This is a genomic window from Micromonospora lacuserhaii, from assembly GCF_036902735.1.
Lineage (GTDB): Bacteria > Actinomycetota > Actinomycetes > Mycobacteriales > Micromonosporaceae > Micromonospora.
In genome coordinates this window covers 21,131-44,668 of record NZ_JBAKHO010000032.1, presented here as the reverse complement: position 1 = coordinate 44,668, position 23,538 = coordinate 21,131, and the positions used below count along the sequence as shown (strand labels likewise).

At 71.4% G+C, this 23,538-nt stretch carries 22 protein-coding genes; 20 read left to right on the top strand and 2 right to left on the bottom strand.

What is annotated here, in order from left to right; all coding sequences use genetic code 11:
• Positions 1–11 precede the first annotated feature (11 nt).
• Positions 12–863, top strand: coding sequence for a menaquinone biosynthetic enzyme MqnA/MqnD family protein (locus tag V6U81_RS19535; RefSeq protein ID WP_334491273.1), 852 nt, complete (start codon positions 12–14; stop codon positions 861–863).
• A gap of 90 nt (positions 864–953) precedes the next feature.
• Here the strand turns inward: V6U81_RS19535 and V6U81_RS19530 are convergent, their stop codons facing one another.
• On the bottom strand, positions 954–1,904 hold the full coding sequence (locus V6U81_RS19530; protein WP_334491271.1) for a serine hydrolase: 951 nt from the start codon (positions 1,902–1,904) through the stop codon (positions 954–956).
• Positions 1,904–2,893 carry a hypothetical protein gene (locus tag V6U81_RS19525; RefSeq protein WP_334491269.1) on the bottom strand — a complete coding sequence of 330 codons (990 nt, stop codon included), beginning with the start codon at positions 2,891–2,893 and terminating at the stop codon, positions 1,904–1,906. Before V6U81_RS19525 ends, V6U81_RS19530 begins: the two co-directional genes overlap by 1 nt.
• A 373-nt stretch (positions 2,894–3,266) precedes the next feature.
• Between V6U81_RS19525 and paaA the strand changes: the two genes are divergently transcribed.
• From paaA to V6U81_RS19430, 19 genes are all read left to right on the top strand, one after another.
• Positions 3,267–4,334, top strand: coding sequence for a 1,2-phenylacetyl-CoA epoxidase subunit PaaA (paaA, locus tag V6U81_RS19520; protein ID WP_334491267.1), 1,068 nt, complete (start codon positions 3,267–3,269; stop codon positions 4,332–4,334).
• Positions 4,331–4,618 carry a 1,2-phenylacetyl-CoA epoxidase subunit PaaB gene (paaB, locus tag V6U81_RS19515; RefSeq protein ID WP_167999671.1) on the top strand — a complete coding sequence of 96 codons (288 nt, stop codon included), beginning with the start codon at positions 4,331–4,333 and terminating at the stop codon, positions 4,616–4,618. The genes paaA and paaB overlap by 4 nt, the downstream gene beginning before the upstream one ends.
• Entirely contained in the window at positions 4,615–5,340 is a 726-nt protein-coding gene (paaC, locus tag V6U81_RS19510; RefSeq protein ID WP_334491261.1) for a 1,2-phenylacetyl-CoA epoxidase subunit PaaC, read from the top strand. The genes paaB and paaC overlap by 4 nt, the downstream gene beginning before the upstream one ends.
• Positions 5,334–5,810, top strand: a complete 477-nt coding sequence (gene paaD / locus V6U81_RS19505) for a 1,2-phenylacetyl-CoA epoxidase subunit PaaD (RefSeq protein WP_334491259.1) — start codon at positions 5,334–5,336, stop codon at positions 5,808–5,810. The genes paaC and paaD overlap by 7 nt, the downstream gene beginning before the upstream one ends.
• Positions 5,807–6,916 carry a 1,2-phenylacetyl-CoA epoxidase subunit PaaE gene (paaE, locus tag V6U81_RS19500; protein WP_334491257.1) on the top strand — a complete coding sequence of 370 codons (1,110 nt, stop codon included), beginning with the start codon at positions 5,807–5,809 and terminating at the stop codon, positions 6,914–6,916. Before paaD ends, paaE begins: the two co-directional genes overlap by 4 nt.
• Positions 6,917–7,246: 330 nt before the next feature.
• Positions 7,247–8,437, top strand: coding sequence for a cyclic dehypoxanthinyl futalosine synthase (gene mqnC, locus V6U81_RS19495; RefSeq protein ID WP_334491255.1), 1,191 nt, complete (start codon positions 7,247–7,249; stop codon positions 8,435–8,437).
• Between the two features lie 241 nt (positions 8,438–8,678).
• Positions 8,679–9,893 (top strand): hypothetical protein, encoded by a 1,215-nt coding sequence (locus tag V6U81_RS19490; protein ID WP_334491253.1) that lies wholly within the window; start codon positions 8,679–8,681, stop codon positions 9,891–9,893.
• Between the two features lie 335 nt (positions 9,894–10,228).
• Complete coding sequence (locus V6U81_RS19485) at positions 10,229–11,434, top strand: cell wall anchor protein (protein ID WP_334491251.1); 1,206 nt, start codon at positions 10,229–10,231, stop codon at positions 11,432–11,434.
• Between the two features lie 181 nt (positions 11,435–11,615).
• Positions 11,616–12,875, top strand: a complete 1,260-nt coding sequence (locus V6U81_RS19480; RefSeq protein ID WP_334491249.1) for an LPXTG cell wall anchor domain-containing protein — start codon at positions 11,616–11,618, stop codon at positions 12,873–12,875.
• Positions 12,876–12,984: 109 nt separating this feature from the next.
• Entirely contained in the window at positions 12,985–13,695 is a 711-nt protein-coding gene (locus V6U81_RS19475; RefSeq protein WP_334491247.1) for a demethylmenaquinone methyltransferase, read from the top strand.
• Between the two features lie 68 nt (positions 13,696–13,763).
• Positions 13,764–13,988: a hypothetical protein gene (locus tag V6U81_RS19470; RefSeq protein WP_334491244.1), complete on the top strand. Its 225-nt coding sequence runs from the start codon at positions 13,764–13,766 to the stop codon at positions 13,986–13,988.
• A gap of 134 nt (positions 13,989–14,122) precedes the next feature.
• A complete protein-coding gene (locus tag V6U81_RS19465) occupies positions 14,123–15,397 on the top strand; it encodes a geranylgeranyl reductase family protein (RefSeq protein WP_334491242.1) in 1,275 nt (424 codons plus the stop codon).
• A 131-nt stretch (positions 15,398–15,528) separates the two neighbouring features.
• Entirely contained in the window at positions 15,529–15,894 is a 366-nt protein-coding gene (locus V6U81_RS19460; protein WP_088959279.1) for an NADH-quinone oxidoreductase subunit A, read from the top strand.
• Positions 15,895–15,908: 14 nt separating this feature from the next.
• Positions 15,909–16,586: a NuoB/complex I 20 kDa subunit family protein gene (locus V6U81_RS19455; RefSeq protein WP_334491239.1), complete on the top strand. Its 678-nt coding sequence runs from the start codon at positions 15,909–15,911 to the stop codon at positions 16,584–16,586.
• Positions 16,583–17,320, top strand: coding sequence for an NADH-quinone oxidoreductase subunit C (locus V6U81_RS19450; RefSeq protein ID WP_334491237.1), 738 nt, complete (start codon positions 16,583–16,585; stop codon positions 17,318–17,320). Before V6U81_RS19455 ends, V6U81_RS19450 begins: the two co-directional genes overlap by 4 nt.
• Entirely contained in the window at positions 17,317–18,642 is a 1,326-nt protein-coding gene (locus V6U81_RS19445) for an NADH-quinone oxidoreductase subunit D (RefSeq protein ID WP_334491236.1), read from the top strand. The genes V6U81_RS19450 and V6U81_RS19445 overlap by 4 nt, the downstream gene beginning before the upstream one ends.
• Complete coding sequence (gene nuoE, locus V6U81_RS19440) at positions 18,639–19,706, top strand: NADH-quinone oxidoreductase subunit NuoE (protein ID WP_334491235.1); 1,068 nt, start codon at positions 18,639–18,641, stop codon at positions 19,704–19,706. The genes V6U81_RS19445 and nuoE overlap by 4 nt, the downstream gene beginning before the upstream one ends.
• Complete coding sequence (nuoF, locus tag V6U81_RS19435) at positions 19,703–21,019, top strand: NADH-quinone oxidoreductase subunit NuoF (RefSeq protein WP_334491233.1); 1,317 nt, start codon at positions 19,703–19,705, stop codon at positions 21,017–21,019. Before nuoE ends, nuoF begins: the two co-directional genes overlap by 4 nt.
• Entirely contained in the window at positions 21,019–23,526 is a 2,508-nt protein-coding gene (locus V6U81_RS19430) for an NADH-quinone oxidoreductase subunit G (protein ID WP_334491232.1), read from the top strand. The genes nuoF and V6U81_RS19430 overlap by 1 nt, the downstream gene beginning before the upstream one ends.
• Positions 23,527–23,538: the final 12 nt, after the last annotated feature.

Genomic DNA, 23,538 nt, shown 5'->3' with positions numbered 1-23,538 from the left:
ACCGTCGGGTCATGGCTGAGCGCGTGGCACGCCCCCGGGTAGGGCACATCCAGTTCCTGAACTGCCTGCCGATCTACTGGGGGCTGATGCGCTCCGGCGCGCTGCTCGACGTCGACCTGCACAAGGACTCCCCGGACCGGCTCAGTGCCGCGCTCGTCGCCGGCGACCTGGACATCGGCCCGATCTCGCACGTCGAGTACCTGCGGCACGCCGACGAGCTGCTGCTCCTGCCCGACCTGGCGGTGGGCAGCGACGGGCCGGTGCTCTCGGTCAACGTGGTCTCCACCAAGCCGCTCGCCGAGCTGGACGGCGGCCGGGTCGCCCTCGGCTCGACCTCGCGGACCGGCGTGCTGCTCGCCCGGTTGCTGCTCGGCGAGCGGTACGGGGTCCACCCCGAGTACTTCCGCTGCCCGCCCGACCTGACCCAGATGCTGCTGGAAGCGGATGCCGGCGTGCTCATCGGCGACGTGGCGCTGCGCGCGCTCTACGAGGCGCCCCGCCGCGGCCTGGAGGTGACCGACCTCGGGCAGGCCTGGCGCGACTGGACCGGGCTGCCGATGGTCTTCGCCGTCTGGGCGGTACGCCGCGACTTCGCCGCCGCCCACCCCGGCATGGTCAAGGAGGTGCACGAGGCGTTCCTGCGCTCCCGCGACCTCTGCCTGGCCGAGCTGGACCAGGTCGCCGAGGCGGCCGCCCGCTGGGAGCCGTTCGACGCGGCGACCCTGGCCACGTACTTCCGTACCCTCGACTTCTCGCTGGGCGAGCGGCAGGTCGCCGGCCTGCGGGAGTTCGCCCGGCGGGCCGCGGCGATCGGTGAGGCCCCGGCGCTGCCCGACGGCGGCCCGGAGTTCTTCGCCGGCTGACCGCGCCGCGAAAGCCAACCCGCCGAAACGGCGATGTGGCGGTGCCCCCGGGACCGGGGCACCGCCACATCGGGCGTGACGGGAGCAGGCTCAGGTGTCGGAGCGGAGCACCGCCTCGGTGATCTTCTGGCAGTTCTTCATGCCGTAGTCGTAGCCCATCCCGATCGGGTAGCGGACCATCACGCCCATCGTCCAGTTGTCGCCGATCGCCAGGCAGTTGACGTGCATCTCCTGCTCGCGGGTCCGGTCGACCCAGCCGTTCTTGATGGCGATCGTCTTCTGCTCGGCCTCCGGGAACGCCTTGCGGATGCCGAAGTCACCCTCGCCGCGCACCTGCCGCATCTCGTTCAGCAGCCACTTGGTCCACTTCGGACCGGCGGCGCGACCGTCCTTGATGCAGGCGCCGAGCCGCGCGGTGTCCCGGGGGGAGAGGTTCGTCCGGCTCCAGCCGCCGTCGGCGGCCGGACCGCTGTCGGTGGTCTTGCAGATGGAGACCATCCGCTTGATCGAAGGGGACCGCCCGACGCTGTTGTAGAACTTCTCGGCGAGGGTGTTGTCACTGTCCCGGATGATCCGGGTGGCCTCGGCGAGCCTGGCGTCGCTCGGCTCCTGGCCGGCGTCGTCGGCCCGGCGCAGGTAGTCGGCGACGATCCAGGACTTGATCAGCGACGCGGTGGTGCTGGTCTCGCCCATGTTCTTCGAGCCGATGAACTTGCCGGTCCGGGTGTCCAGCACGCTCCAGGCGTACCAGCCCTTGATGTCGAGGTCGATCTGCTTGTCCGCGAACGGCAGCGGCTCCAGCGACGGTGACGGGGAGGGCGTCGGCTTCGCGCGGCTACTGCGGTCGGTCGGCGCCGTGGTGGTCCGGTCCGGGTTGGACGGGTCGCCCCAGTGCGACGCGGCGCTGGACACCAGCGGGGAGCCGGGCAGCAGTCGGAGCGAGACCAGCACCAGACCGATCATGATGGCCGCGAAGGCGATCAGCTTGAGCGGCTGGTTGTCCCGCCGGCCGCCGCGGTCACCGCGACGGTTGCCGGCCATCAGAGCTTCCCGACGGGCTGCTGCGGCACCTTGAGGGCGGCGCCGGGCTGCGGGCTGACCAGCTGGGTGGCGACGCTGGCGCAGATCTTGGCGCCGTACTCCAGCTTGCTGCTCTGCGGGTACCGCAGCATCACGGCGAGGCTCCACTTGTCGGTGACGGCGAGGCAGTTGACGTGCCAGTTGCCGTCGGAGTTGATCGGGGTCCAGCCGTTCTTGATGCTCACCGGTCCCTGCGCCTTGATCTCGGCGGGCAGGCCGTCGACGATGCCCCACTTGCCGCCGCCGGAGCGCGCCTGCTGCTGGGTGACGCTGCCGCGGACCTTGGCCATCTCGTTCAGCACCCACTTGGTCCACTTGCGGCCGGCGGCCTTGCCGTCGGCGATGCAGTCGCCGAGCTTGACCGCGTCCCGGGGGGACATCCGGGTGAAGCTCCACCAGCCCTCGTAGCCGGGGGCGGTGCCGCGCGTGGTGTCGGTGAGGCCGCAGATGCTGATCGCCCGCTTGACCACCGGGCCGGGCTGCCCACCCGCCGGCACCTTGTACGAGCCGCCGGCGGCCTTGTAGACCCGGTTCGCCGCATCGTCGTTGCTGTCCCGGATCGCAAGGCTCGCGTCCTTCTTCAGCGCGGCCGTGGGCTCCTTGTCGCCGAGCTGGCGCAGGTAGTCGGAGACGATCCAGGCCTTGAGCATCGACTCGGTCGAGTTGGTCGAGGCCATGTTCTTGGAGCCGGAGACCTTGCCGGTCGTCCGGTCCATCAGGGCCCAGCCGAAGAAGTCGCCCTTGAAGTTCACCGCGACCGGGCCGGCGGTGAGGGTCGGCGGCGGGGGCGCGGTCGGCGTGGGGGCGGGCACCTGTTCGACGGCGCCGCCGCCGATGCCGCCGAGCCCGCCGCCGTCGCCGGCCAGCTTCGCGTACGCGGTGGGCACCAGCAGGCCGGCGCCGAGCAGGACCGCCAGGACGGCGAGCACCATGGTCACGCGGGATCGCATGAGTGGGTGAGCTCCAGATGTCAGGGCCGGGGGGACCGGCTGTTTTCCGAATGTGTCGGCCTGACCGCCGAGGCCGGGGGAGGTGGCCGTCGTCTTTGGTGGCGATCGTCAGCAGCCGATCGGTGTGACCCGGGGAAGTCTACGTCCGGACCGGCGACGCGCCAGAACCTGACGCCTGGCAACTTGCCGCGAAGCCGGGATTAAACGCCGGTATGCCGCCCTTGGGAGGATTCACCTTCTCTCGGTGACGCAAGTCATAGCAGCGGCCAGGGCCTGGTGCCCACCCCCCGCGGCCGGCCGGTGACGGAAAGGCACCTCGGAATCCTGTTACACCCTCTGGTGTCATCAGGGGCGAGCTGTAACACTTGGTGTCATGTATGGCAACGACTTCGCCGCCGAGGAGGACACGCCCGGCGGTGGCCTGCTCGGCCAGGTCGAGGCGGCCGAGGCCGCGCTGCGTGCGGCGGCAGCCCGCGGCCGGGCCGACGGTCCCGGCCCCGGCGGTGACCTGGCGGCCTACTTCGCCGAGGTGATCGACGCCGACCAGAAGATCGAGCCGCGCGACTGGATGCCCGAGGCGTACCGCCGGACGCTGATCCGGCAGATCGCCCAGCACGCGCACTCCGAGATCATCGGGATGCAGCCGGAGGGGAACTGGATCAGCCGCGCCCCCTCGCTCAAGCGCAAGGCGATCCTGCTGGCCAAGGTCCAGGACGAGGCGGGGCACGGCCTCTACCTCTACGCCGCCGCCGAGACCCTCGGGGTCAGCCGTGACGAACTCGTCCAGCTCCTGCTCGACGGCCGGCAGAAGTACAGCTCGATCTTCAACTACCCGACCCTGAACTGGGCCGACGTGGGCGCGATCGGCTGGCTGGTGGACGGCGCGGCGATCGTCAACCAGGTCCCGCTCTGCCGCTGCTCCTACGGGCCGTACGCCCGGGCCATGATCCGGGTCTGCAAGGAGGAGTCGTTCCACCAGCGGCAGGGCTACGAGATCCTGCACGTGATGGCCCACGGCACCCCGGAGCAGAAGGCGATGGCCCAGGACGCCGTGGACCGCTGGTGGTACCCGTCGCTGGCCATGTTCGGCCCGCCGGACGGTGACTCGACCCACTCCGAGCAGTCGATGGCCTGGAAGATCAAGCGGTTCTCCAACGACGAGCTGCGCCAGCGCTTCGTGGACATGTGCGTGCAACAGGCCGAGATCCTCGGCCTGCGGATCCCCGACCCCGACCTGCGCTGGAACGACGAGCGGCAGGCGTACGACTACACCCAGCCGGACTACGACGAGCTGATGCGGGTGATCAAGGGCAACGGGCCGTGCAACCGGCAGCGGATGGAGCACCGCCGGGCCGCCCACGCCGACGGCGCCTGGGTACGCGAGGCCGCCGCGGCGTACGCCGCCAAGCGGACGGTGCAGAAGGAGAAGGTGGCCGCGTGAGCACTGAACACACCCCGCTGTGGGAGGTCTTCGTGCGGGCGCGGCGCGGGCTGTCGCACACCCACGTCGGCAGCCTGCACGCCCCCGACGCGGAACTGGCCCTGCGCAACGCTCGGGATCTCTACACCCGCCGGCAGGAGGGCGTGTCGATCTGGGTGGTGCCGGCGAGCGCGATCACCGCGTCCAGCCCGGACGAGAAGGACGCCTTCTTCGACCCTGCCGCCGACAAGGTCTACCGCCACCCCACCTTCTACGAGGTGCCGGACGGGGTGGCTCACCTGTGAACGGCCCCTTCGACTTCGTCCTCTCCCTCGGCGACGACGCCCTCGTGGCGGCACAGCGGCTCGGCGAGTGGGCCACCCGCGCGCCGGAGATGGAGGAGGACATCGCGCTGGCCAACATCGCCCTCGACCAGCTCGGTGCCGCCCGCCTGCTGCTGACGTACGCGGGTGAGCTGGAGGGCGCCGGCCGGGACGAGGACGCGCTGGCGTACCTGCGCGACGACCGGGAGTTCCGCAACTGCCTGCTGGTGGAGCTGCCCAACGGCGACTTCGCGGTGACCATGGTGAAGCTGCTGCTGCTCTCGGCGTACCAGGTGCCGCTGTACACCGCGCTGGCCGGCTGCGCCGACGAGCGGCTCGCCGCGATCGGCGCCAAGGCGCGCAAGGAGTCCGCGTACCACCTGGACCACTCCTCGCTCTGGGTGAAGCGCCTCGGCGACGGCACCGAGGAGTCGCACCGCCGGGCCCAGGCCGCGGTGGACCAGGTCTGGCCGTACCACCACGAGCTGTTCACGGCGGATCCGGCGGCGCCGGTCGACCCGGCCACCCTGCGGGCCGACTTCGACGCCGTCGTCTCCGCCGTGTTCGACGACGCGACACTGACCCGCCCGGAGACAAGCTGGACGCCGGGCGGCGGCCGGGACGGCGTGCACACCGAGCACCTGTCGTACCTGCTCGCCGAGATGCAGGTGCTGCACCGGGCGCACCCGGGGGCGACGTGGTAGCTCCCCGGGAGGCCGTGGCGGCGGTGGTGGACCCGGAGATCCGGGTGATCACCATCGACGAGCTCGGCATCCTGCGGGCGGTCGACGAGGACCCGGCCACCGGCCGGGTGGTCGTCACCATCACCCCCACCTACACCGGCTGCCCGGCGATGGACGTGATCCGCTCCGACATCCGCCGGGCCCTGGCGGCCGCCGGCCACTCCGACGCCGAGGTCCGGACGGTCTACAGCCCGGCCTGGAGCACCGACTGGATCTCCGACACCGGGCGGGCGAAGCTGGCCGACGCGGGCATCGCCCCGCCGGCCCCGGTGCGCGCCGGCACGGTCGTACCGTTGACGCTGTCGGTTCGCTGCCCGCGCTGCGGCTCGCTGGAGACCGAGCAGGTCAGCCGGTTCGGCTCCACCGCGTGCAAGGCGCTCTGGCGGTGCCGTTCCTGCCTTGAACCCTTCGACCACCTGAAGGCGCTGTGACTGTCACGATCACCCGACCGGTCCGTCGCCGGCCGGCCTTCCACCCGCTCTCCGTCGCCGCCGTCGACCGGCTCACCGACGACGCCGTGGCGATCACCTTCGCCGTGCCCGAGGAGCTGCGGGAGACCTTCGCGTTCTCCGCCGGCCAGCACCTCACCGTGCGGCGCGCGGGGGAGGACGGCGCGGAGGTGCGGCGGTCGTACTCGATCTGCTCCACGCCGGACGACCTGGCCCGGCACGGCCGGCTCCGGATCGGCGTGCGGGAGATCCCCGGCGGCGCCTTCTCGGCGTACGCCTGCGGCGCCCTGCGCCACGGTGACACCGTCGAGGTGCTGCCCCCGCTGGGGCACTTCACCGCCGCGTTCGCGCCGGACCGGGTCCGCCACTACGGCGCGGTGGTCGCCGGCTCCGGCATCACCCCGGTGCTCGCGCTGGTCGCGACGGCCCTGGCCGTCGAGCCGGCCAGCACCTTCACCCTGGTGTACGGCAACCGCACCGCGAACACTGTGATGTTCGCCGAGGAACTGGCCGACCTGAAGGACCGCTATCCGACCCGGCTGCACCTGGTGCACGTGCTTTCCCGGGAGGAGGGCGAGTCGCCGCTGCTGTCCGGGCGGATCGACGCGGAGCGGCTGGGCCGGCTGCTGGAGACCATCGTGCCGGGCGACGTCATCGAGGAGTGGTTCCTCTGCGGCCCGTACGCGATGGTGGTGGCCGCCCGGGAGCTGCTGACCGGGCGCGGCCTGCCGGAGTCGGCGGTGCACACCGAGCTGTTCCACGTCGACGCGCCGCCGGAGCCGGTGCGCCGCCCCGGTGACGAGCCGGGGGCCGGGGCCGAGGTGACCATCGTGCTGGACGGCCGGTCGTCGCGCTTCACCATGGGCCGCGACGAGCGGGTGCTGGACGCCGCGCTCAAGGTCCGCAGCGAGCTGCCGTACGCCTGCAAGGGCGGCGTCTGCTCGACCTGCAAGGCGAAGGTGGTCTCCGGCGAGGTGACCATGGCCCGCAACTACGCGCTGGAGCCGGACGAGCTGGCCGCCGGGTACGTGCTGACGTGCCAGTCCAGCCCGACCACCGACAGCCTCACCGTCGACTACGACGCGTGACGTGGGGTGCGGTGGGCCCAGGTTTCACGCAGGGTGCCTGCCTCGCGTAGCTCGGCCGCCCCTCGTCGCCTCCTTTGCTCTGCTTCAGTGAAAGCAACACTCCCTTGAGCAGGCATTTCCTTTGTCGGGTCGCCGGAGCTGGCGCGGGTGCTTTGCCTACCGTAGGTGACTGTTGCGCGGGAGGCAGCAGAGCAAAGGCGGGGGACCGCGGTGTCTGTTCGACCGCCGGTGTCACGGGCAGTGCCGGTCGTGGCCGCCATCGCGCCGGAGACATCACATCGGGGTGGCCGCTCTTCGCCCCGTCACGAGCGGCGACGTAGGCTCGGAGGCGTGACGGTGAGCCGGGAGATCGACGACATCCTGCAGCGCGGCGCGGACGGCGGGCGGATCACGCCCGACGAGGCCCTGTTGCTCTACACCGAGGCGCCCTTCCACGCGTTGGGCGAGGCGGCGGACGCGGTGCGCCGTCGGCGCTACCCGGACAACATCGTCACGTACCTGATCGACCGCAACATCAACTACACGAACGTCTGCGTGACGGCGTGCAAGTTCTGCGCGTTCTACCGGGCCCCCAAGCACAAGGAGGGGTGGACCCACCCGACCGAGGAGATCCTTCGCCGCTGCGGCGAGGCGGTCGAGCTGGGCGCCACCCAGGTGATGCTCCAGGGCGGCCACCACCCGGACTACGGGGTGGAGTACTACGAGGAGCTCTTCTCCTCGGTCAAGCAGGCGTACCCGCAGCTCGCCATCCACTCGATCGGGCCGAGCGAGATCCTGCACATGGCGAAGGTCTCCGGGGTCAGCCTGGACGAGGCGATCGCCCGGATCAAGGCCGCCGGGCTCGACTCGATCGCCGGCGCCGGCGCGGAGATGCTCCCCGACCGGCCGCGCAAGGCGATCGCCCCGCTGAAGGAATCGGGCGCGCGCTGGCTGGAGGTCATGGAGCTGGCGCACCGGCAGGGCCTCGAGTCGACCGCCACGATGATGATGGGCACCGGCGAGACCAACGCCGAGCGCATCGAGCACCTGCGGATGATCCGCGACGTGCAGGACCGGACCCGGGGCTTCCGGGCGTTCATCCCGTGGACGTACCAGCCGGAGAACAACCACCTCAAGGGCCGGACCCAGGCCACCACCCTGGAGTACCTGCGGCTGGTCGCGGTGGCCCGGCTCTTCTTCGAGACCGTCCCGCACCTGCAGGCCTCCTGGCTCACCACCGGCAAGGACGCCGGCCAGCTCGCGCTGCACATGGGCGTCGACGACCTAGGCTCGATCATGCTGGAGGAGAACGTCATCTCCTCGGCCGGCGCCCGGCACCGCTCCAACCTGCACGAGCTGATCGGGATGATCCGTACCGCCGGCCGGATCCCGGCCCAGCGGGACACCCTCTACAACCGGCTGGCCGTGCACCACACGCCGGCGGACGACCCGACCGACGAGCGGGTGGTCTCGCACTTCTCCTCGATCGCGATGCCGGGCGGTGGCGCCGGAAAGACGCTGCCGCTGGTGGAGGCGCACTGACCCGCTGAAGACCGGCCCCGGCGGTGGTCGTCCGATCGGCCGCCGGGGTTCCGCCGAGCGGGTGTATTCGGCCACGTGGCAGGGGGTGCTGGCCCCGCAGATCGCCATCAATCCCGGCAATCCGGGGCTGATCGGCCATCGCGCAGGTCATAACGGTTTGGGATGAAGGGTGGCGAGGGGCATCGACGGCCGCTAACGTGCGGCGGCGTACCTCTCATTCTTCCCACGGGGGAAACCTTTCATGAGCTTCCACAACCGACCGCTCGCGCGGCTCGGCGCTGCCAGCCTGCTCGCCGCCGGCGCGCTCGCCGCGTTCGGCGCCCCGGCGCACGCCGCCGGCACGGAGACCGACCTGTCGCTCGACGTGGTCGGCACCCGGGTCGCCACCAACGCCGGCGAGAAGATCGCCTTCGCCAAGGTGCGCAACCTCGGGCAGAACACGCCGAGCGAGCTGTTCATCCACGCCGACCTCGCCGGCTTCGACTACAGCAAGTTCACGATCTGGCCGCTCGACACGGACAACTGCAACCCGGAGGGCGACCGCGAAGGGGTGCGGGCCTGGACGTGCGCCGTGCCGCAGGACCAGCTGCCCGGCCCGGGCGAGACCCTGGAGTTCCCGCTCCTGGCCTTCAAGGCGAACTCGACCGCGACGAGCTACTCCGGCGACGTCACGTACACGATCTCCTCCAAGGACGACACCAACCCGGCGAACAACACCAGGGTCGGGAAGCTCGAGTTCACCGCGGAGCAGGGCGTCGATCTGGGCGTGCTGGTCTCGGACGTGACCAAGGCCGTCGAGCCGCCGGCCGACGATCCCGAGGCGCCCAACAACCCGCCGCTCTACCCCGGCGACACCACCAAGGCCTTCGGCACCCTGGTCAACCAGGGCGACCGCACCACCGACGGGGTGCGGCTGACCATCAAGCTGCCCAAGGGTGTCACCTTCGCGGTGAAGTTCACCGACTGCGTCCACTCGGCCGACAACCGGACGGCCACCTGCGACCTCACCGACCTCCAGTTGGCTGAGGGCGGTGACGCGCTCTACTTCCAGCTGCCCATCCAGGTCGCTGCGGACGTCAAGGCGCCGGTGGCCCTGAAGCCCGGTACGGTCACCGCGGTCGCGCTGGGCCAGTTGGACCCGGACGTGAAGCCCCTGGCGCCGGCCAAGCCGAAGCTGCCGGCGGGGATGAAGCTGGCACCGGCGCACGAGATCGACCCGAGCGACAACAGTGACGACTTCGCGGTGATCGTGGCGGCGAAGCCGAACGGTGGCGGTGGTGGCACCGGTGGCGACAGCGGCAACGGCGGCGGCGGTCTGCCGGTGACCGGCCCGCAGGCGGGTCTGATCGGTGGCGTCGGTGTCGCGGCGGCGATCGCCGGTGGGGTGCTGTTCCTGGCGGCGCGTCGTCGTCGGGTGGTGCTGGTGACGCCGGGCGACGAGAAGTCGACGGCCTGAGGCACGTCCTCCATCGGCCCGTGAGGGCCGTTCACATAACGCAGGGCGGTGCGGGCGGGATGGGAAACCATCCCGCCCGCATCTTTTCCCGCCACCAACCACAGAGGACGGTGGTTTCTCGAACGGCCAGGTCGTGGTCCGGAGATGCTGAACGGGTCGGCCGTTCGGGGGAGGTGGCGGTCACCTCGAGGCCGACAAGAGTCATCAATACCGGCACTTCGGGTCGTCCGCCGGCGTCCGACGCCGAGTCGCCCGGCGCGCGGGGTGGCGAGGTGGATCGCCGCCCGCTAATGTCCGCCCGATCCACCTTTTCTCTTCCCACGGGGGAACCTTCCATGATCTTCCACAACCGACCGTTGGCGCGGCTCGGCGCCGCCGCCCTGCTCGCCTCCGGCGCGTTCACCGCGCTGGGCGTGCCGGCGTACGCGGCGGGCACCGGGACCGACCTGTCGCTCGACGTCGCCGGCACCCGCATCGCGGCGAACGTCGAGGGCAAGGCTGCGTTCGTCAAGATCAGCAACAAGGGCGAGAACACGCCGTCGAAGGCGCAGGTCATCATCGACATCGCCAAGCTCGACCCGGCGAAGGCGGGCGTGCTGCCGTTCGCCGACGAGTGCGAGCCCGGCACCGCCAGCACCTGGGTGTGCACCCTGACCGAGCGGGAGATCCCGGCCCCCGGCGCCACCGTGGAGCTGCCGTTGGTCATCTTCAAGGACACCGTTCAGGGCGCCTACTCGGCGCCGGTCACCTTCACCGTGCAGTCGCCGGAGGACACCGACCCAACCAACGACTCCAAGACCGTCCAGGTCGAGTTCACCGAGGAGAGCGGCGTCGACCTCTCCGTGCTGGCGCCGGACGTGGATCGCCGGATCAAGCCGGAGGACTGGGACACCGACCCGGCCAAGGCGCCGCTGCTGAAGCCGGGCGAGGAGACGATCGCCCAGGCGTTCATCTTCAATCAGGGCGACATGATCGCCGACGGTCTCGACCTGAAGGTCACCCTCCCCAAGGGGGTCACCTTCAGCTGGGACCTCAAGGAGTGCGAGTTCAGCGCCGACCGGCGTACCGCCGACTGCCAGGCCGGCCTGCTCAAGCTCAAGCCGGGCGAGGACCTCTGGGGCGTCTTCCCGGTGAAGGTCGCCGCCGACGTGAAGGCGCCGGTGAGCCTGACCGGCGGCATGGTCACGGTGAGCGCTCGCGGTGAGCTTCCGGCCAACGAGAAGACCCTGGCCGCGACCGGCTCCACGCTGCCCTCGTTCCTCAAGGAGGCGGCGGCCGGCGCGAAGGCGACCGACATCGACGAGAGCGACAACAGCGACAACTTCGCGGTGATCGTGGCGGCGAAGCCGAACGGTGGCGGTGGCGGCACCGGTGGCGACAACGGCAACGGCGGCGGCGGTCTACCGGTGACCGGCCCGCAGGCGGGTCTGATCGGTGGCGTCGGTGTCGCGGCGGCGATCGCCGGTGGGGTGCTGTTCCTGGCGGCGCGTCGGCGTCGGGTGGTGCTGGTGACGCCGGGCGACGAGAAGCCGACGGCCTGAGCATCGTCGAGCTGACGTAGGGCGGTGCGGGCGGGATGGGCGACCATCCCGCCCGCACCGTTTCATCCGTTCGGACCGGTGTGGACGGAAAGCGCCTGTCGCGGCTGGCGCAGGCCCATCGATGTCCGATAACGTCCGGCCGGTTCGCAACCTTCCGTTCTTCCCTAACCCCGGGGGACCGATGACACTGTTCCACCGCACGGCCCTGGCCCGTCTCGGCGCCGTGGCCCTGCTCGCCGCCGGTGGCGTGGCCACCGGCGCCGCGCCCGCACAGGCCGCCGACCAGGCGGACCTCCAGCTGATCCCGCTCAGCTACGAGCTGGCCAAGGGCGTCAAGGAGGCCAAGGCCAAGCCGTTCAAGTTCACTGTCGACAACACCCGCAGCGCTGTCGACGCCAAGGACGTCTCGGTGACCGTCGAGACCAAGGACCTCAAGGACAACAAGGTCGGCGTGGTCGTCCCGGACGGCTGTGAGGTCGATGGCACCGCCTTCACCTGCCTCCTCGGCGACCTGGCCGGTGGCACCACCGAGGACTTCTACATCCCGCTCTTCTCCACCGGCGGCCGCGGCGCCGCCGGCACCCTGGTGGTCACCATCAGCTCGGCCACCGCCGACCCCAACCTCGACGACAACACCGTCGAGCACGACATCACCGTCGCCCGCCCCGGCTACGACCTCACCACCTGGGCGCAGGACGTCTACGCCGACGTGACGGTCGACGGCGACGAGGCCGGCGAGTCGGCCCTCAGGGGCGTCAAGCCGGGCGAGACCGCGCCGCTGGACTGGGTCGTCTTCAACGACGGCAGCCGGCGGGCCACCGGCATCGCGTACGGCATCACCCTGCCGGCCGGCGTCACCTTCGCCGAGGTGCCGGAGGGCTGCGTCGAGCAGGAGCTCGGCGGGTTCGCGCAGGCGTACTGCGAGGACGCCGGCGCGGTGCTGCGGCCGGGCCAGTTCTACACCGCCGACGTGCGGGTGAAGGTCGGCGCGGGCGTCACCGAGAAGCTGCTCCGCCCGGGCTTCGTCTTCGCCGCCGGTCTGGACGCCGCCGAGGGTCAGCCCGAAGAGGAGCCGCAGGTCGCCACCGGCGCCCAGCGGCGGACCTTCACCGAGACCGACGACGGTGACAACACCGCCCAGTTCGACGTCTTCGTCGACCTGACCGTCGAGCCGACCCCGACCGGTTCGCCGACCGCGAGCCCGACGGCGACGCCGACCGCGACCCCGACCGGTCAGCCGACCGGCGCCCCGACCGCGAGCCCGACCGCCGGTGGCGGCAGCGGTGGCGGCGACGGCGGCCTGCCGGTGACCGGCACGCAGGTCGGCCTGATCGGCGGCATCGGCGGGGCGATCCTGCTCGCGGGCGGGGCGCTGCTGGTGCTCTCCCGCCGGCGCCGGGTCGTGCTGGTGACCCCGGGGGACGAGAAGTCCGAGGACTGATCTTCTGCCACGGCAAAGGGCGGGGTGGGTGACCACCCCGCCCTTTCTGCGTACCCGGGCGGCGAGACCCAGCGGCCAGCGGCCACGGTCGGGCTGGCAGAGTGGAGGGGTGAGCCGTTCCCCGCAGGGCCAGCGCGCCAGCCTGGACAAGCAGCCGCACGAGGTCGCCGCGATGTTCGACGGCGTGGCCGCCCGCTACGACCTGACCAACACCGTGCTCTCCTTCGGGCAGGACCGGTCCTGGCGGCGGGCGACCCGCGCCGCGCTCGACCTGCGTCCGGGGCAGAAGGTCCTGGACGTCGGCGCGGGCACCGGTGTCTCGACCGAGGAGCTGGCGTACTCCGGGGCGTACGCGGTGGGCGCGGACCTGTCGCTGGGGATGCTGCACGCCGGCAAGCGGACCCGCCCGGCGGTGCCGCTGCTGGCCGGGGACGCCTTGCGGCTGCCGTTCGCTGACGCCAGCTTCGACGCGGTGACCATCTCCTTCGCGCTGCGCAACGTCAACGACACCGACGCGGCGCTGCGTGAGCTGGCCCGGGTCACCCGGCCCGGTGGCCGGCTGGTGGTCTGCGAGTTCAGCACCCCGGTCAACCCCGCCTTCCGCACGGTCTACCTGTCGTACCTGATGCGGTCGCTGCCGGCGGTGGCGCGGGCGGTCTCCAGCAACCCCGACGCGTACGTCTATCTCGCCGAGTCGATCCGGGCCTGGCCGGACCAGCCGGCGTTGGCGGCGCGGATCGGCGCGGCCGGCTGGGGGCAGGTCGCCTGGCGCAACCTGACCGGTGGCGTGGTCGCGCTGCACCGGGCGGTTCGCGACTGACGGGGCATTCAGCCGTCTGTTTCGTGAATATCGGTTTTTAGTCTACTTTGCCCCGTAGGCTCGCCCCCATGACGGCAGCAGACAAGCCGGACGTGCCGACCGACGACGACGCGGCCGAACTCATCGCCCAGCTCAGGGAGCTGGCCGGCGCCGATCCCACCGACGTCCGTCAGGTGGTCGCCGAGGTGCTGGCCGCGCTCGACCGGGCGGCCGGCGGCGCGCTGCGCGAGCACCTGCCCGAGACGATCCGGGCCGACGCCGGCCTGGACCCGGCGAGCCCCGTGCGGCGCTGATCCCCAGGTCGACGCCGCCCCGAGTGTTTCCGGCAAGTTAGGTACCCCTCAGCGGTCCGGGGTGTAACGCCGGTCATAGACTCCAACCCGATCGGCTTGTGAAGCATTTCACGAGCACGCGGGAGGAGGCGCAGATGACTTCGGTGGAGAACGACGCCGACGTGATCGTGGTGGGCGCCGGTCCCGGAGGATCGGCGACGGCGTACCACCTGGCGCGGCACGGCGTACGCGTGCTGCTGCTGGAGAAGACCGAGTTCCCTCGCGAGAAGGTGTGCGGGGACGGGCTCACCCCCCGGGCGACCCGGCAGCTCATCCGGATGGGCGTGGACACCTCGCCCGAGGCCGGCTGGCTGCACAACAGGGGCCTGCGGGTGATCGGCGGCGGGGTACGCCTCGAACTGGACTGGCCCGACCTGGCCAGCTTCCCCAACTACGGACTGGTCCGTACCCGGCTGGACTTCGACGACCTGCTCGCCCAGCGGGCGGTCGCCGCCGGCGCCAAGCTGCGCACCAGCGTCAACGTCATCGGTCCGGTGCTCGACGCCGACGACCGGGTGATCGGCGTGCAGGCCGAGGCCGGCCCGGACAAGGAACCCGTCGCCTTCCACGCGCCGCTGGTGGTCGCCGCGGACGGCGTCTCCGGCCGCTTCCCGCTCGCCCTCGGGCTGGCCAAGCGGGAGGACCGGCCGATCGGGGTGGCCGTGCGGCGCTACTACCGCTCGCCCGCCAAGCACGACGACAACTACCTGGAGTCCTGGCTGGAGCTGCGCGGCAAGGGCAGCGACGCCCTGCTCCCCGGCTACGGCTGGATCTTCGGCCTCGGCGACGGCCGGGTCAACGCCGGCCTCGGCATCCTGAACTCCTCCTCCGCCTTCGGCAAGACGAACTACCGGCGGCTGCTCACCGACTGGCTGGCCAACACCCCGGAGGACTGGGGGATGACCGACGAGACGAACGCCGAAGGGCCGATCCTGGGCGCCGCGCTGCCGATGGGCTTCAACCGGGTCCCGCACTACACCCGGGGCGTCATGCTGGTCGGCGACTCCGGCGGCATGGTCAACCCGTTCAACGGCGAGGGCATCGCGTACGCGATGGAGTCCGGCGAGCTGGCCGCGGAGATCGCGGTCCAGGCGCTCGCCCGGCCGGCCGGCCCCGAGCGGGAGCGGGCGCTGATGGCGTACCCGCAGGAGCTGAAGGCGCGCTTCGGTGGCTACTACCGGCTCGGCGGAATCTTCGTCAAGCTGATCGGCCGTCCCGAGGTGATGCGGATGGCGACCAAGCACGGCATGCCGCACCCGACGCTGATGCGCTTCGTGCTCAAGCTGCTGGCCAACCTGACCGACCCGCGCGGCGGGGATGCGATGGACCGGGTCATCAACGCGATGACGAAGGCGGCACCGGCCGTCTAGACCACCGCGTTCGGGCCGCGAGGCCCGGGCGCGGACAGAGATCGACCCCCGCTGGCGGACGTCACGAGGGACGTGAATAGTGTGATTTTCGCCAAGTACCAGGGGCAGGGGAAGGACGAGCAGGAGAAAAGATGTCGCTCTCGCCTTACGCACCGATCATCGGGCTGTTCGCCCTCGCCGCGGGGTTCTCGCTGTTCTCCGTGGCCGCCGCCCGCTTCGCCGGTCCCCGGCGCTTCAACAAGGCCAAGCTCGAGGCGTACGAGTGCGGCATCGAGCCGAGCCCGCAGCCCGTCGGCGGCGGCCGGTTCCCGATCAAGTTCTACCTGACGGCGATGCTCTTCATCGTCTTCGACATCGAGATCATCTTCCTGTACCCCTGGGCGGTCTCGTTCGACGCCCTGCCGATCTTCGGCTTCGTGGAGATGGTCATGTTCATCGTCGCGGTCTTCGTCGCTTACGCCTACGTGTGGCGGCGCGGCGGCCTGGACTGGGACTGAGGGAGGTACGTCAGATGGGCATCGAGGAGAAGCTCCCGGCCGGCGTCCTGCTCACCTCCGTGGAGAAGCTGGTCAACTGGTCGCGGAAGTCGTCCGTCTGGGGCGCCACCTTCGGCCTGGCCTGCTGCGCCATCGAGATGATGGCCGCCGGCGGTCCGCACTACGACATGGGCCGCTGGGGCATGGAGGTCTTCCGGGCCTCGCCGCGCCAGGCCGACCTGATGATCGTGGCCGGTCGGGTGAGCCAGAAGATGGCCCCGGTCCTGCGCCAGATCTACGACCAGATGGCCGAGCCCCGCTGGGTGCTCTCCATGGGCGTCTGCGCCAGCAGCGGCGGCATGTTCAACAACTACGCCATCGTCCAGGGCGTCGACCACGTGGTGCCGGTCGACATGTACCTCCCGGGCTGCCCGCCCCGGCCCGAGATGCTCATCGACGCGATCCTCAAGCTTCGCGAGAAGATCATGTACGAGCCGCTGGGCGCGAACGGGCGCAAGATGCTGGCGGCCCGCCAGGAGCGCGGCGACGTCCCGGTCGTGCCGTACGGCTCGATGCCGTCCTCGTACCGCAACGACAAGGCCCGGCGTGCCGAGTGGACCCAGGCGGTCCGCGAGGGGCGCGAGGAGCAGTTGCGGATCGAGAACTGGATGAACGCCCAGAACCACCTCCACGCGCACGGGGGCCCGAAGTGACCGCACCGAACGACAGGAACAACGACGGCGGGGTACCGGTACCGGTCACCCCGGCGGGGGCCAGCACCGGCGCCCCGGCCGAGTACCCGCCGTCCAGCCCCGCCGGCCGCGGCATGTTCGGCATGCACGGCACCGGCGACGTCTCCGGCTACGGCGGCCTGGTCCGCCAGCGCAAGCCGATCGAGGAGACCCCCCGGCCGTACGGGAGCTACTTCGACGAGGTCCGCGACGCGCTGGAGGAGGCGTACTCGGGCTTCGCCGACGCGATCGAGAAGGTCGTGGTCGACCGCGGCGAGCTGACCCTGCACGTCCGCCCCGAGCGGATCGCCGAGGTCTGCCAGGTGATGCGGGACGACATCGGGCTCCGCTTCGAGCTCTGCTCCTCGGTCTCCGGGGCCGACTACCTCGGCGCCGACGAGCGCCGGCTGCACGTGGTCTACCAGCTCACCTCGATGACCTACCGGCGTCGGGTCCGGCTGGAGGCCGCGGTCTCCGTCGAGCAGCCCCACCTGCCGAGCGTCACCGCCGTCTACCCGACCGCCGACTGGCAGGAGCGGGAGGCGTACGACATGTTCGGCATCGTCTTCGACGGCCACCCCAACCTCACCCGGATCCTCATGCCGGACGACTGGGAGGGTCACCCGCAGCGCAAGGACTACCCGCTCGGCGGCATCCCCGTCGAGTACAAGGGTGCGGAAATCCCGCCGCCGGACCGTAGGAGGTCCTACCAGTGACCACGTCCAACTACGCGACCGAGCGTGAGACCACCGAGGGGAAGGTCTTCACCGTCACCGGTGGGGACTGGGACCAGGTCGTCTCGGGCACCGACCCGATCAACGACGAGCGGATCGTCGTCAACATGGGTCCGCAGCACCCGTCCACGCACGGCGTGCTCCGGCTGATCCTGGAGCTTGAGGGCGAGACGGTCCGCGAGGCCCGCTCGGTCGTCGGCTACCTGCACACCGGCATCGAGAAGAACCTCGAATACCGCAACTGGGTCCAGGGCTCGACCTTCGTGACCCGGATGGACTACCTCTCCCCGCTGTTCAACGAGACGGCGTACGCGCTGGCGGTGGAGAAGCTGCTCGGCATCACCGACGAGATCACCGAGCGGGCCACCACCATCCGGGTGCTGATGATGGAGCTGAACCGGATCTCCTCGCACCTGGTCTGGCTGGCCACCACCGGCATGGAGCTGGGCGCGATCTCGATCATGCTGTACGGCTTCCGCGAGCGGGAGTACATCCTCGACATCTTCGAGACCATCACCGGCCTGCGGATGAACCACGCGTACATCCGGCCGGGCGGCGTGGCGCAGGACGTGCCGGACGAGGCGATCGTCAAGATCCGCAACTTCCTCACGATGATGCCGAAGAAGCTCAAGGAGTACGAGGACCTCCTCTCCGGCCAGCCGATCTGGACCGAGCGGACCAAGGGCGTCGCGGTGCTCGACGTGACCGCCTGCGTCGCGCTCGGGGTCACCGGCCCGGTGCTCCGCTCCGCGGGCCTGGCCTGGGACCTGCGCAAGACGATGCCGTACTGCGGCTACGAGACGTACGAGTTCGACGTGCCGACCCACCCGGACGGTGACGTCTGGGGCCGCTACCTGGTCCGGCTCGCCGAGATCCGGGAGTCGCTGAAGCTGGTCGAGCAGGCGCTGGACCGGTTGAAGCCGGGCCCGGTGATGGTCGCCGACCGCAAGATCGCGTGGCCGGCGCAGCTCGCCATCGGCGTCGACGGCATGGGCAACTCGCTGGAGCACGTCGCCAAGATCATGGGTCAGTCGATGGAGTCGCTGATCCACCACTTCAAGCTCGTCACCGAGGGCTTCCGGGTCCCGCCGGGCCAGGTGTACGTCGGGATCGAGTCGCCCCGCGGTGAGCTGGGCGTGCACGCGGTCTCCGACGGCGGCACCCGCCCGTACCGCGTGCACTACCGGGAGCCGAGCTTCGTCAACCTCCAGGCCCTCCCGGCGATGGCCGAGGGCGGCCTGATCGCCGACGTGATCGCCGGTGGCGCCTCGCTGGACCCCGTGATGGGTGGTTGTGACCGATGACCTTCAGTGAAACGACTCGCGAGCGGGCCAGGGAGATCGTCGCCCGGTACCCGGCCGACCGGTCCCGCTCGGCGCTGTTGCCGCTGCTGCACCTGGTGCAGTCCGAGCAGGGCTACGTCTCCCCGGCCGGCGTCGAGTTCTGCGCCGAGGTGCTCGGGCTGAACAAGGCCCAGGTCGGCGCGGTGGCGACCTTCTACACCATGTACAAGCGCCGGCCCACCGGCGACTACCTGGTCAGCGTCTGCACCAACACGATGTGCGACGTGCTGGGCGGCCAGGCGGTCTACGACACCCTCGCCGAGCACCTCGGCGTCGGGCACGACGAGACCACCGCCGACGGGAAGATCACCCTGGAGCACGCCGAGTGCCTCGCGGCCTGCGACTACGGCCCGGTGATGACCGTCAACTACGACTTCTTCGACGGCGTCGACCCGCAGACCGCCCTCGGCGTGGTCGACGAGCTGCGCTCCGGCGGCCGGCCGATGCCGACCCGCGGCGCCCGGCTCTGCACGCTCAAGGAGATGGCGGTCCAGCTCGCCGGCTTCGCCGACGAGCGGGAGGGCGCGGTCGCCGACGGCGGGCCGGGCGAGCCGACCCTGCGGGGCCTGCGCCTGGCCGAGCAGCACGGCATCTCGGTACCCGGCTACGACCCGAACACGCCGATCCGGAGCAAGGCCGAGGCCGACAAGGCCGCCGCCAAGGCCAAGGCCGCGGAGGCCGCCAAGGCCGAGCCCGCCAAGGCCCCGGCCGGCGGCAGCACCGCCCCGGACGTCAAGGCCCCGGACGGCAAGTCGCCGCAGGTGCGTACCGCCGAGACCCGGCAGCCCGACGCGGCGACCGCCGTGCCGGACGCCCCCGGCACCAAGCTCCCGGTGGACACCACCGCGCCGGCGCCGCGCGACGCGCGGGAGGCGGTGGCCGCCGGCGTGGCGGCCAACCCGCCGGCCGGTGACGGCAAGCCCGCCGGCGACGAGGCCGGTGCCCAGGAGCGCAACCTCAAGGAAGCGGAGGCGGGCGCCAACGGCGGCCCCGCGGTCGCGAGCGAAACGGGGGGCCAGAAGTGACCACTCCTCGGCCGGAGACGCTGGCCAAGCTGACGCCCGTGCTGACCAAGCGCTGGCTGTCGCCGGATGCCTGGCGGATCGGCACCTACGAGAAGCTCGACGGCTACGCGGCGCTGCGCAAGGCGCTCAAGGCCCACCCGGACGACCTGATCCAGCTGATCAAGGACTCCGGGCTGCGCGGCCGGGGTGGCGCCGGCTTCCCGACCGGTCTCAAGTGGGGGTTCATCCCGCAGGGCGACGACAAGCCGCACTACCTGGTGGTCAACGCCGACGAGGGCGAGCCGGGCACCTGCAAGGACCTGCCGCTGATGACGCACGACCCGCACGCGCTGATCGAGGGCGTGATCATCGCGTCGTACGCGATCCGGGCCAGCCGCGCCTACATCTACATCCGGGGCGAGGCGGTGCACGCCGCGCGCCGGCTGCGCAACGCGGTGCGGGAGGCGTACGACAAGGGCTACCTCGGGAAGAACATCATGCGTTCCGGGTTCGACCTGGAGCTGGTGGTGCACTCCGGCGCCGGGGCGTACATCTGCGGTGAGGAGACCGCGCTGCTGGACTCGCTGGAGGGCTTCCGGGGCCAGCCCCGGCTGCGCCCGCCGTTCCCGGCGACCCACGGCCTGTACGCCAGCCCGACCGTGGTCAACAACGTCGGCACCATCGCCAGCGTGCCGCCCATCGTGCTGGGCGGCGCGGACTGGTGGAAGACCATGGGGACGGAGAAGTCCTCCGGCCCGATGATCTACTCGCTCTCCGGCCGGATCGCCAACCCCGGCCAGTTCGAGTGCTCGATGGGGATCACCCTGCGCGAGCTGATCGAGCTGGCCGGCGGGATGCAGCCCGGGCACAACCTGAAGTTCTGGACCCCGGGCGGCTCATCGACGCCGCTGCTCACCGCCGAGCACCTGGACGTGCCGCTGGACTTCGAGGGGGTGGCGGCGGCCGGCTCGATCCTGGGCACCACGGCCACCCAGATCTTCTCCGACCAGGACTGCCCGGTGTACGCGACCTACCGGTGGCTGGAGTTCTACCACCACGAGTCGTGCGGCAAGTGCACCCCGTGCCGCGAGGGCAACTACTGGATGGTCCGGGTCTACCGGCGGATCCTCGCCGGCCAGGGCACCCACGAGGACCTGGACACCCTGCTCGACACCTGCGACAACATCCTCGGCCGGTCGTTCTGCGGTCTGGGTGACGGTGCGACCAGCTCGGTGACCTCGTCGCTGAAGTACTTCAAGCAGGACTACCTCGACTACATCGAGGGACGTACCGCGCCGAAGCTCTCCGACAAGCAGCTGGTTGGAGCTCACTGATGACGGACGTAGCCAAGCAGACCGAGACGGTCACGCTCACCATCGACGGCGTCGAGGTCACCGCCCCCAAGGGCGCGCTGCTGATCCGGGTCGCCGAGCAGTTGGGCACCGAGATCCCCCGGTTCTGCGACCACCCGCTGCTGGCCCCGGCCGGCGCCTGCCGGCAGTGCCTGGTCGAGGTGGAGGGGCAGCGCAAGCCGGTCGCCTCGTGCACCCAGACCGTCGCCGACGGCATGGTGGTCCGCACCCAGCTCACCTCCCCGGTCGCCAAGAAGGCGCAGGAGGGGGTGATGGAGCTGCTGCTGCTCAACCACCCGCTCGACTGCCCGATGTGCGACAAGGGCGGCGAGTGCCCGCTGCAGAACCAGGCGATGTCCACCGGCCGCACCGACTCCCGCTTCCACGAGCACAAGCGCGAGTACGAGAAGCCGATGTCGATCAGCAGCCAGGTGCTGCTGGACCGCGAGCGCTGCGTGCTCTGCCAGCGCTGCACCCGGTTCTCCGAGGAGATCGCCGGCGACAAGTTCATCGACCTGATGGGCCGGTCGTCCGCCGAGGAGATCAACATCTACCGGGACGAGGCGTACGGCGAAGAGGGCGACGCGGGCGACGTCCCGTTCAACTCCTACTTCTCCGGCAACACCGTGCAGATCTGCCCGGTGGGCGCGCTCACCGGCAGCCAGTACCGGTTCCGGGCCCGCCCGTTCGACCTGGTCTCCAGCCCCAGCGTCTGCGAGCACTGCTCGGCCGGCTGCGCCCAGCGCACCGACTGGCGGCGCGGCAAGGTGCTGCGCCGGCTGGCCGGCGACGACCCGCAGGTCAACGAGGAGTGGAACTGCGACAAGGGGCGGTGGGGCTTCCAGTACACCCGCGCCTTCGACCGGATCACCACCCCGCGGGTACGCGACGCGAGCACCGGTGAGCTGCGCGAGGCCTCCTGGAGCGAGGCGCTGACCCGGGCCGCCGAGGGGCTGCGCGCCGCCCGGGACGGCGGCCGGGGCACCGCGGTGCTCACCGGCGGCCGGCTCACCGTCGAGGACGCCTACGCGTACGCCAAGTTCGCCCGGGTGGCCCTGCACACCAACGACATCGACTTCCGGGCCCGGCCGGTCTCCCGCGAGGAGGCCGACTTCCTGGCCAGCAGCGTCGCCGGGGTCACCGAGGTGACCTACGCGGACGTGGAGAAGGCGTCCACGGTGGTGCTGGTCGGCCTGGAGCCGGAGGAGGAGTGCCCGATCCTCTTCCTGCGGCTGCGCAAGGCGTACCTGAAGAAGAAGTTGACCGTCTACGCGATCGCGCCGTTCGCCACCCGCGGCCTGGAGAAGCTCGGGGCCAAGCTGGCCCGGGTGGTGCCGGGCGAGGAGGCGAGCGTGCTCGCCGAGCACGACACGGTGGCCGAGGCGCTCAGCGCCGAGGGCGCGATCCTCTTCGTCGGCGAGCGGCTGGCCAGCGTGCCGGGCGGGCTCTCCGCCGCGGCGGCGGTGGCCCGGCGGACCGGCGCGAAGCTGGCGTGGGTGCCGCGGCGCGCGGGTGACCGCGGCGCGGTCGACGCGGGCTGCCTGCCCAACCTGCTCCCCGGCGGGCGTCCGGTCACCGAGCCGGCCGCCCGGGCGGAGCTGGGCGAGGCCTGGGACATCCCGGCCGGGGTGATCCCGAGCCAGGCCGGGCGGGACACCGACGGCATCCTCACGGCGGCCGTCAACGGCCAGCTCGGCGCCCTGGTGGTGGCCGGCGTGGACCCGGCCGACCTGGCCGACCCGCGGCTGGCCGAGGAGGCCCTGGACGCGGTGCCGTTCCTGGTCAGCCTGGAGCTGCGCAACTCGGCGGTGGCCCGCCGGGCGGACGTCGTCCTCCCGGTCGCCCCCGTGGTCGAGAAGGCCGGCAGCTTCCTGGACTGGGAGGGCCGGCTGCGTACCTTCGAGGCGGTGCTGAACACCGTCGCGATGACCGACGGTCGGGTGCTCGACGCGCTCGCCGCGCAGCTCGACGTCCGCCTCGGCACCGGTGACGTGCCGAGCATCCGGCGCGAGCTGGGTGGCCTGCCGCCGACCCGGGTGGATCGACCGGCCGTCCCCACGGTGGAGCCGGCCTCCGTCCGGCAGCCCGGGCCCGGCGAGGCGGTACTGGCCACCTGGCACCAGCTGATCGACCTGGGCAGCCTCACCGACGGCGACGAGCACCTCGCCGGCACCGCCCGCCCGCCGGTGGTCCGGCTGGCGAAGGGCACCGCCGACGCGATCGGTGTCGCCGACGGCGACCCGGTCACGGTGGGCACCGACCGGGGGGCGCTGACCCTGCCGGCCGAGATCACCGAGATGCCGGACGGGGTCGTCTGGCTGCCGACCAATTCACCCGGCTCGACCGTCCGGCGCAGCCTCGGGGCCGCGTCCGGCACGGTCGTGCGGATCTCCGTTCCCGCCCCGACCGCGGCCATTCCGGCCGGTCGGGTCGCGGCGGACGAGGCCGGGCGCCCGGGTCCCCTCCTCAACGCCGGGGGTAACCAGTGAGGGCGAGGAGTG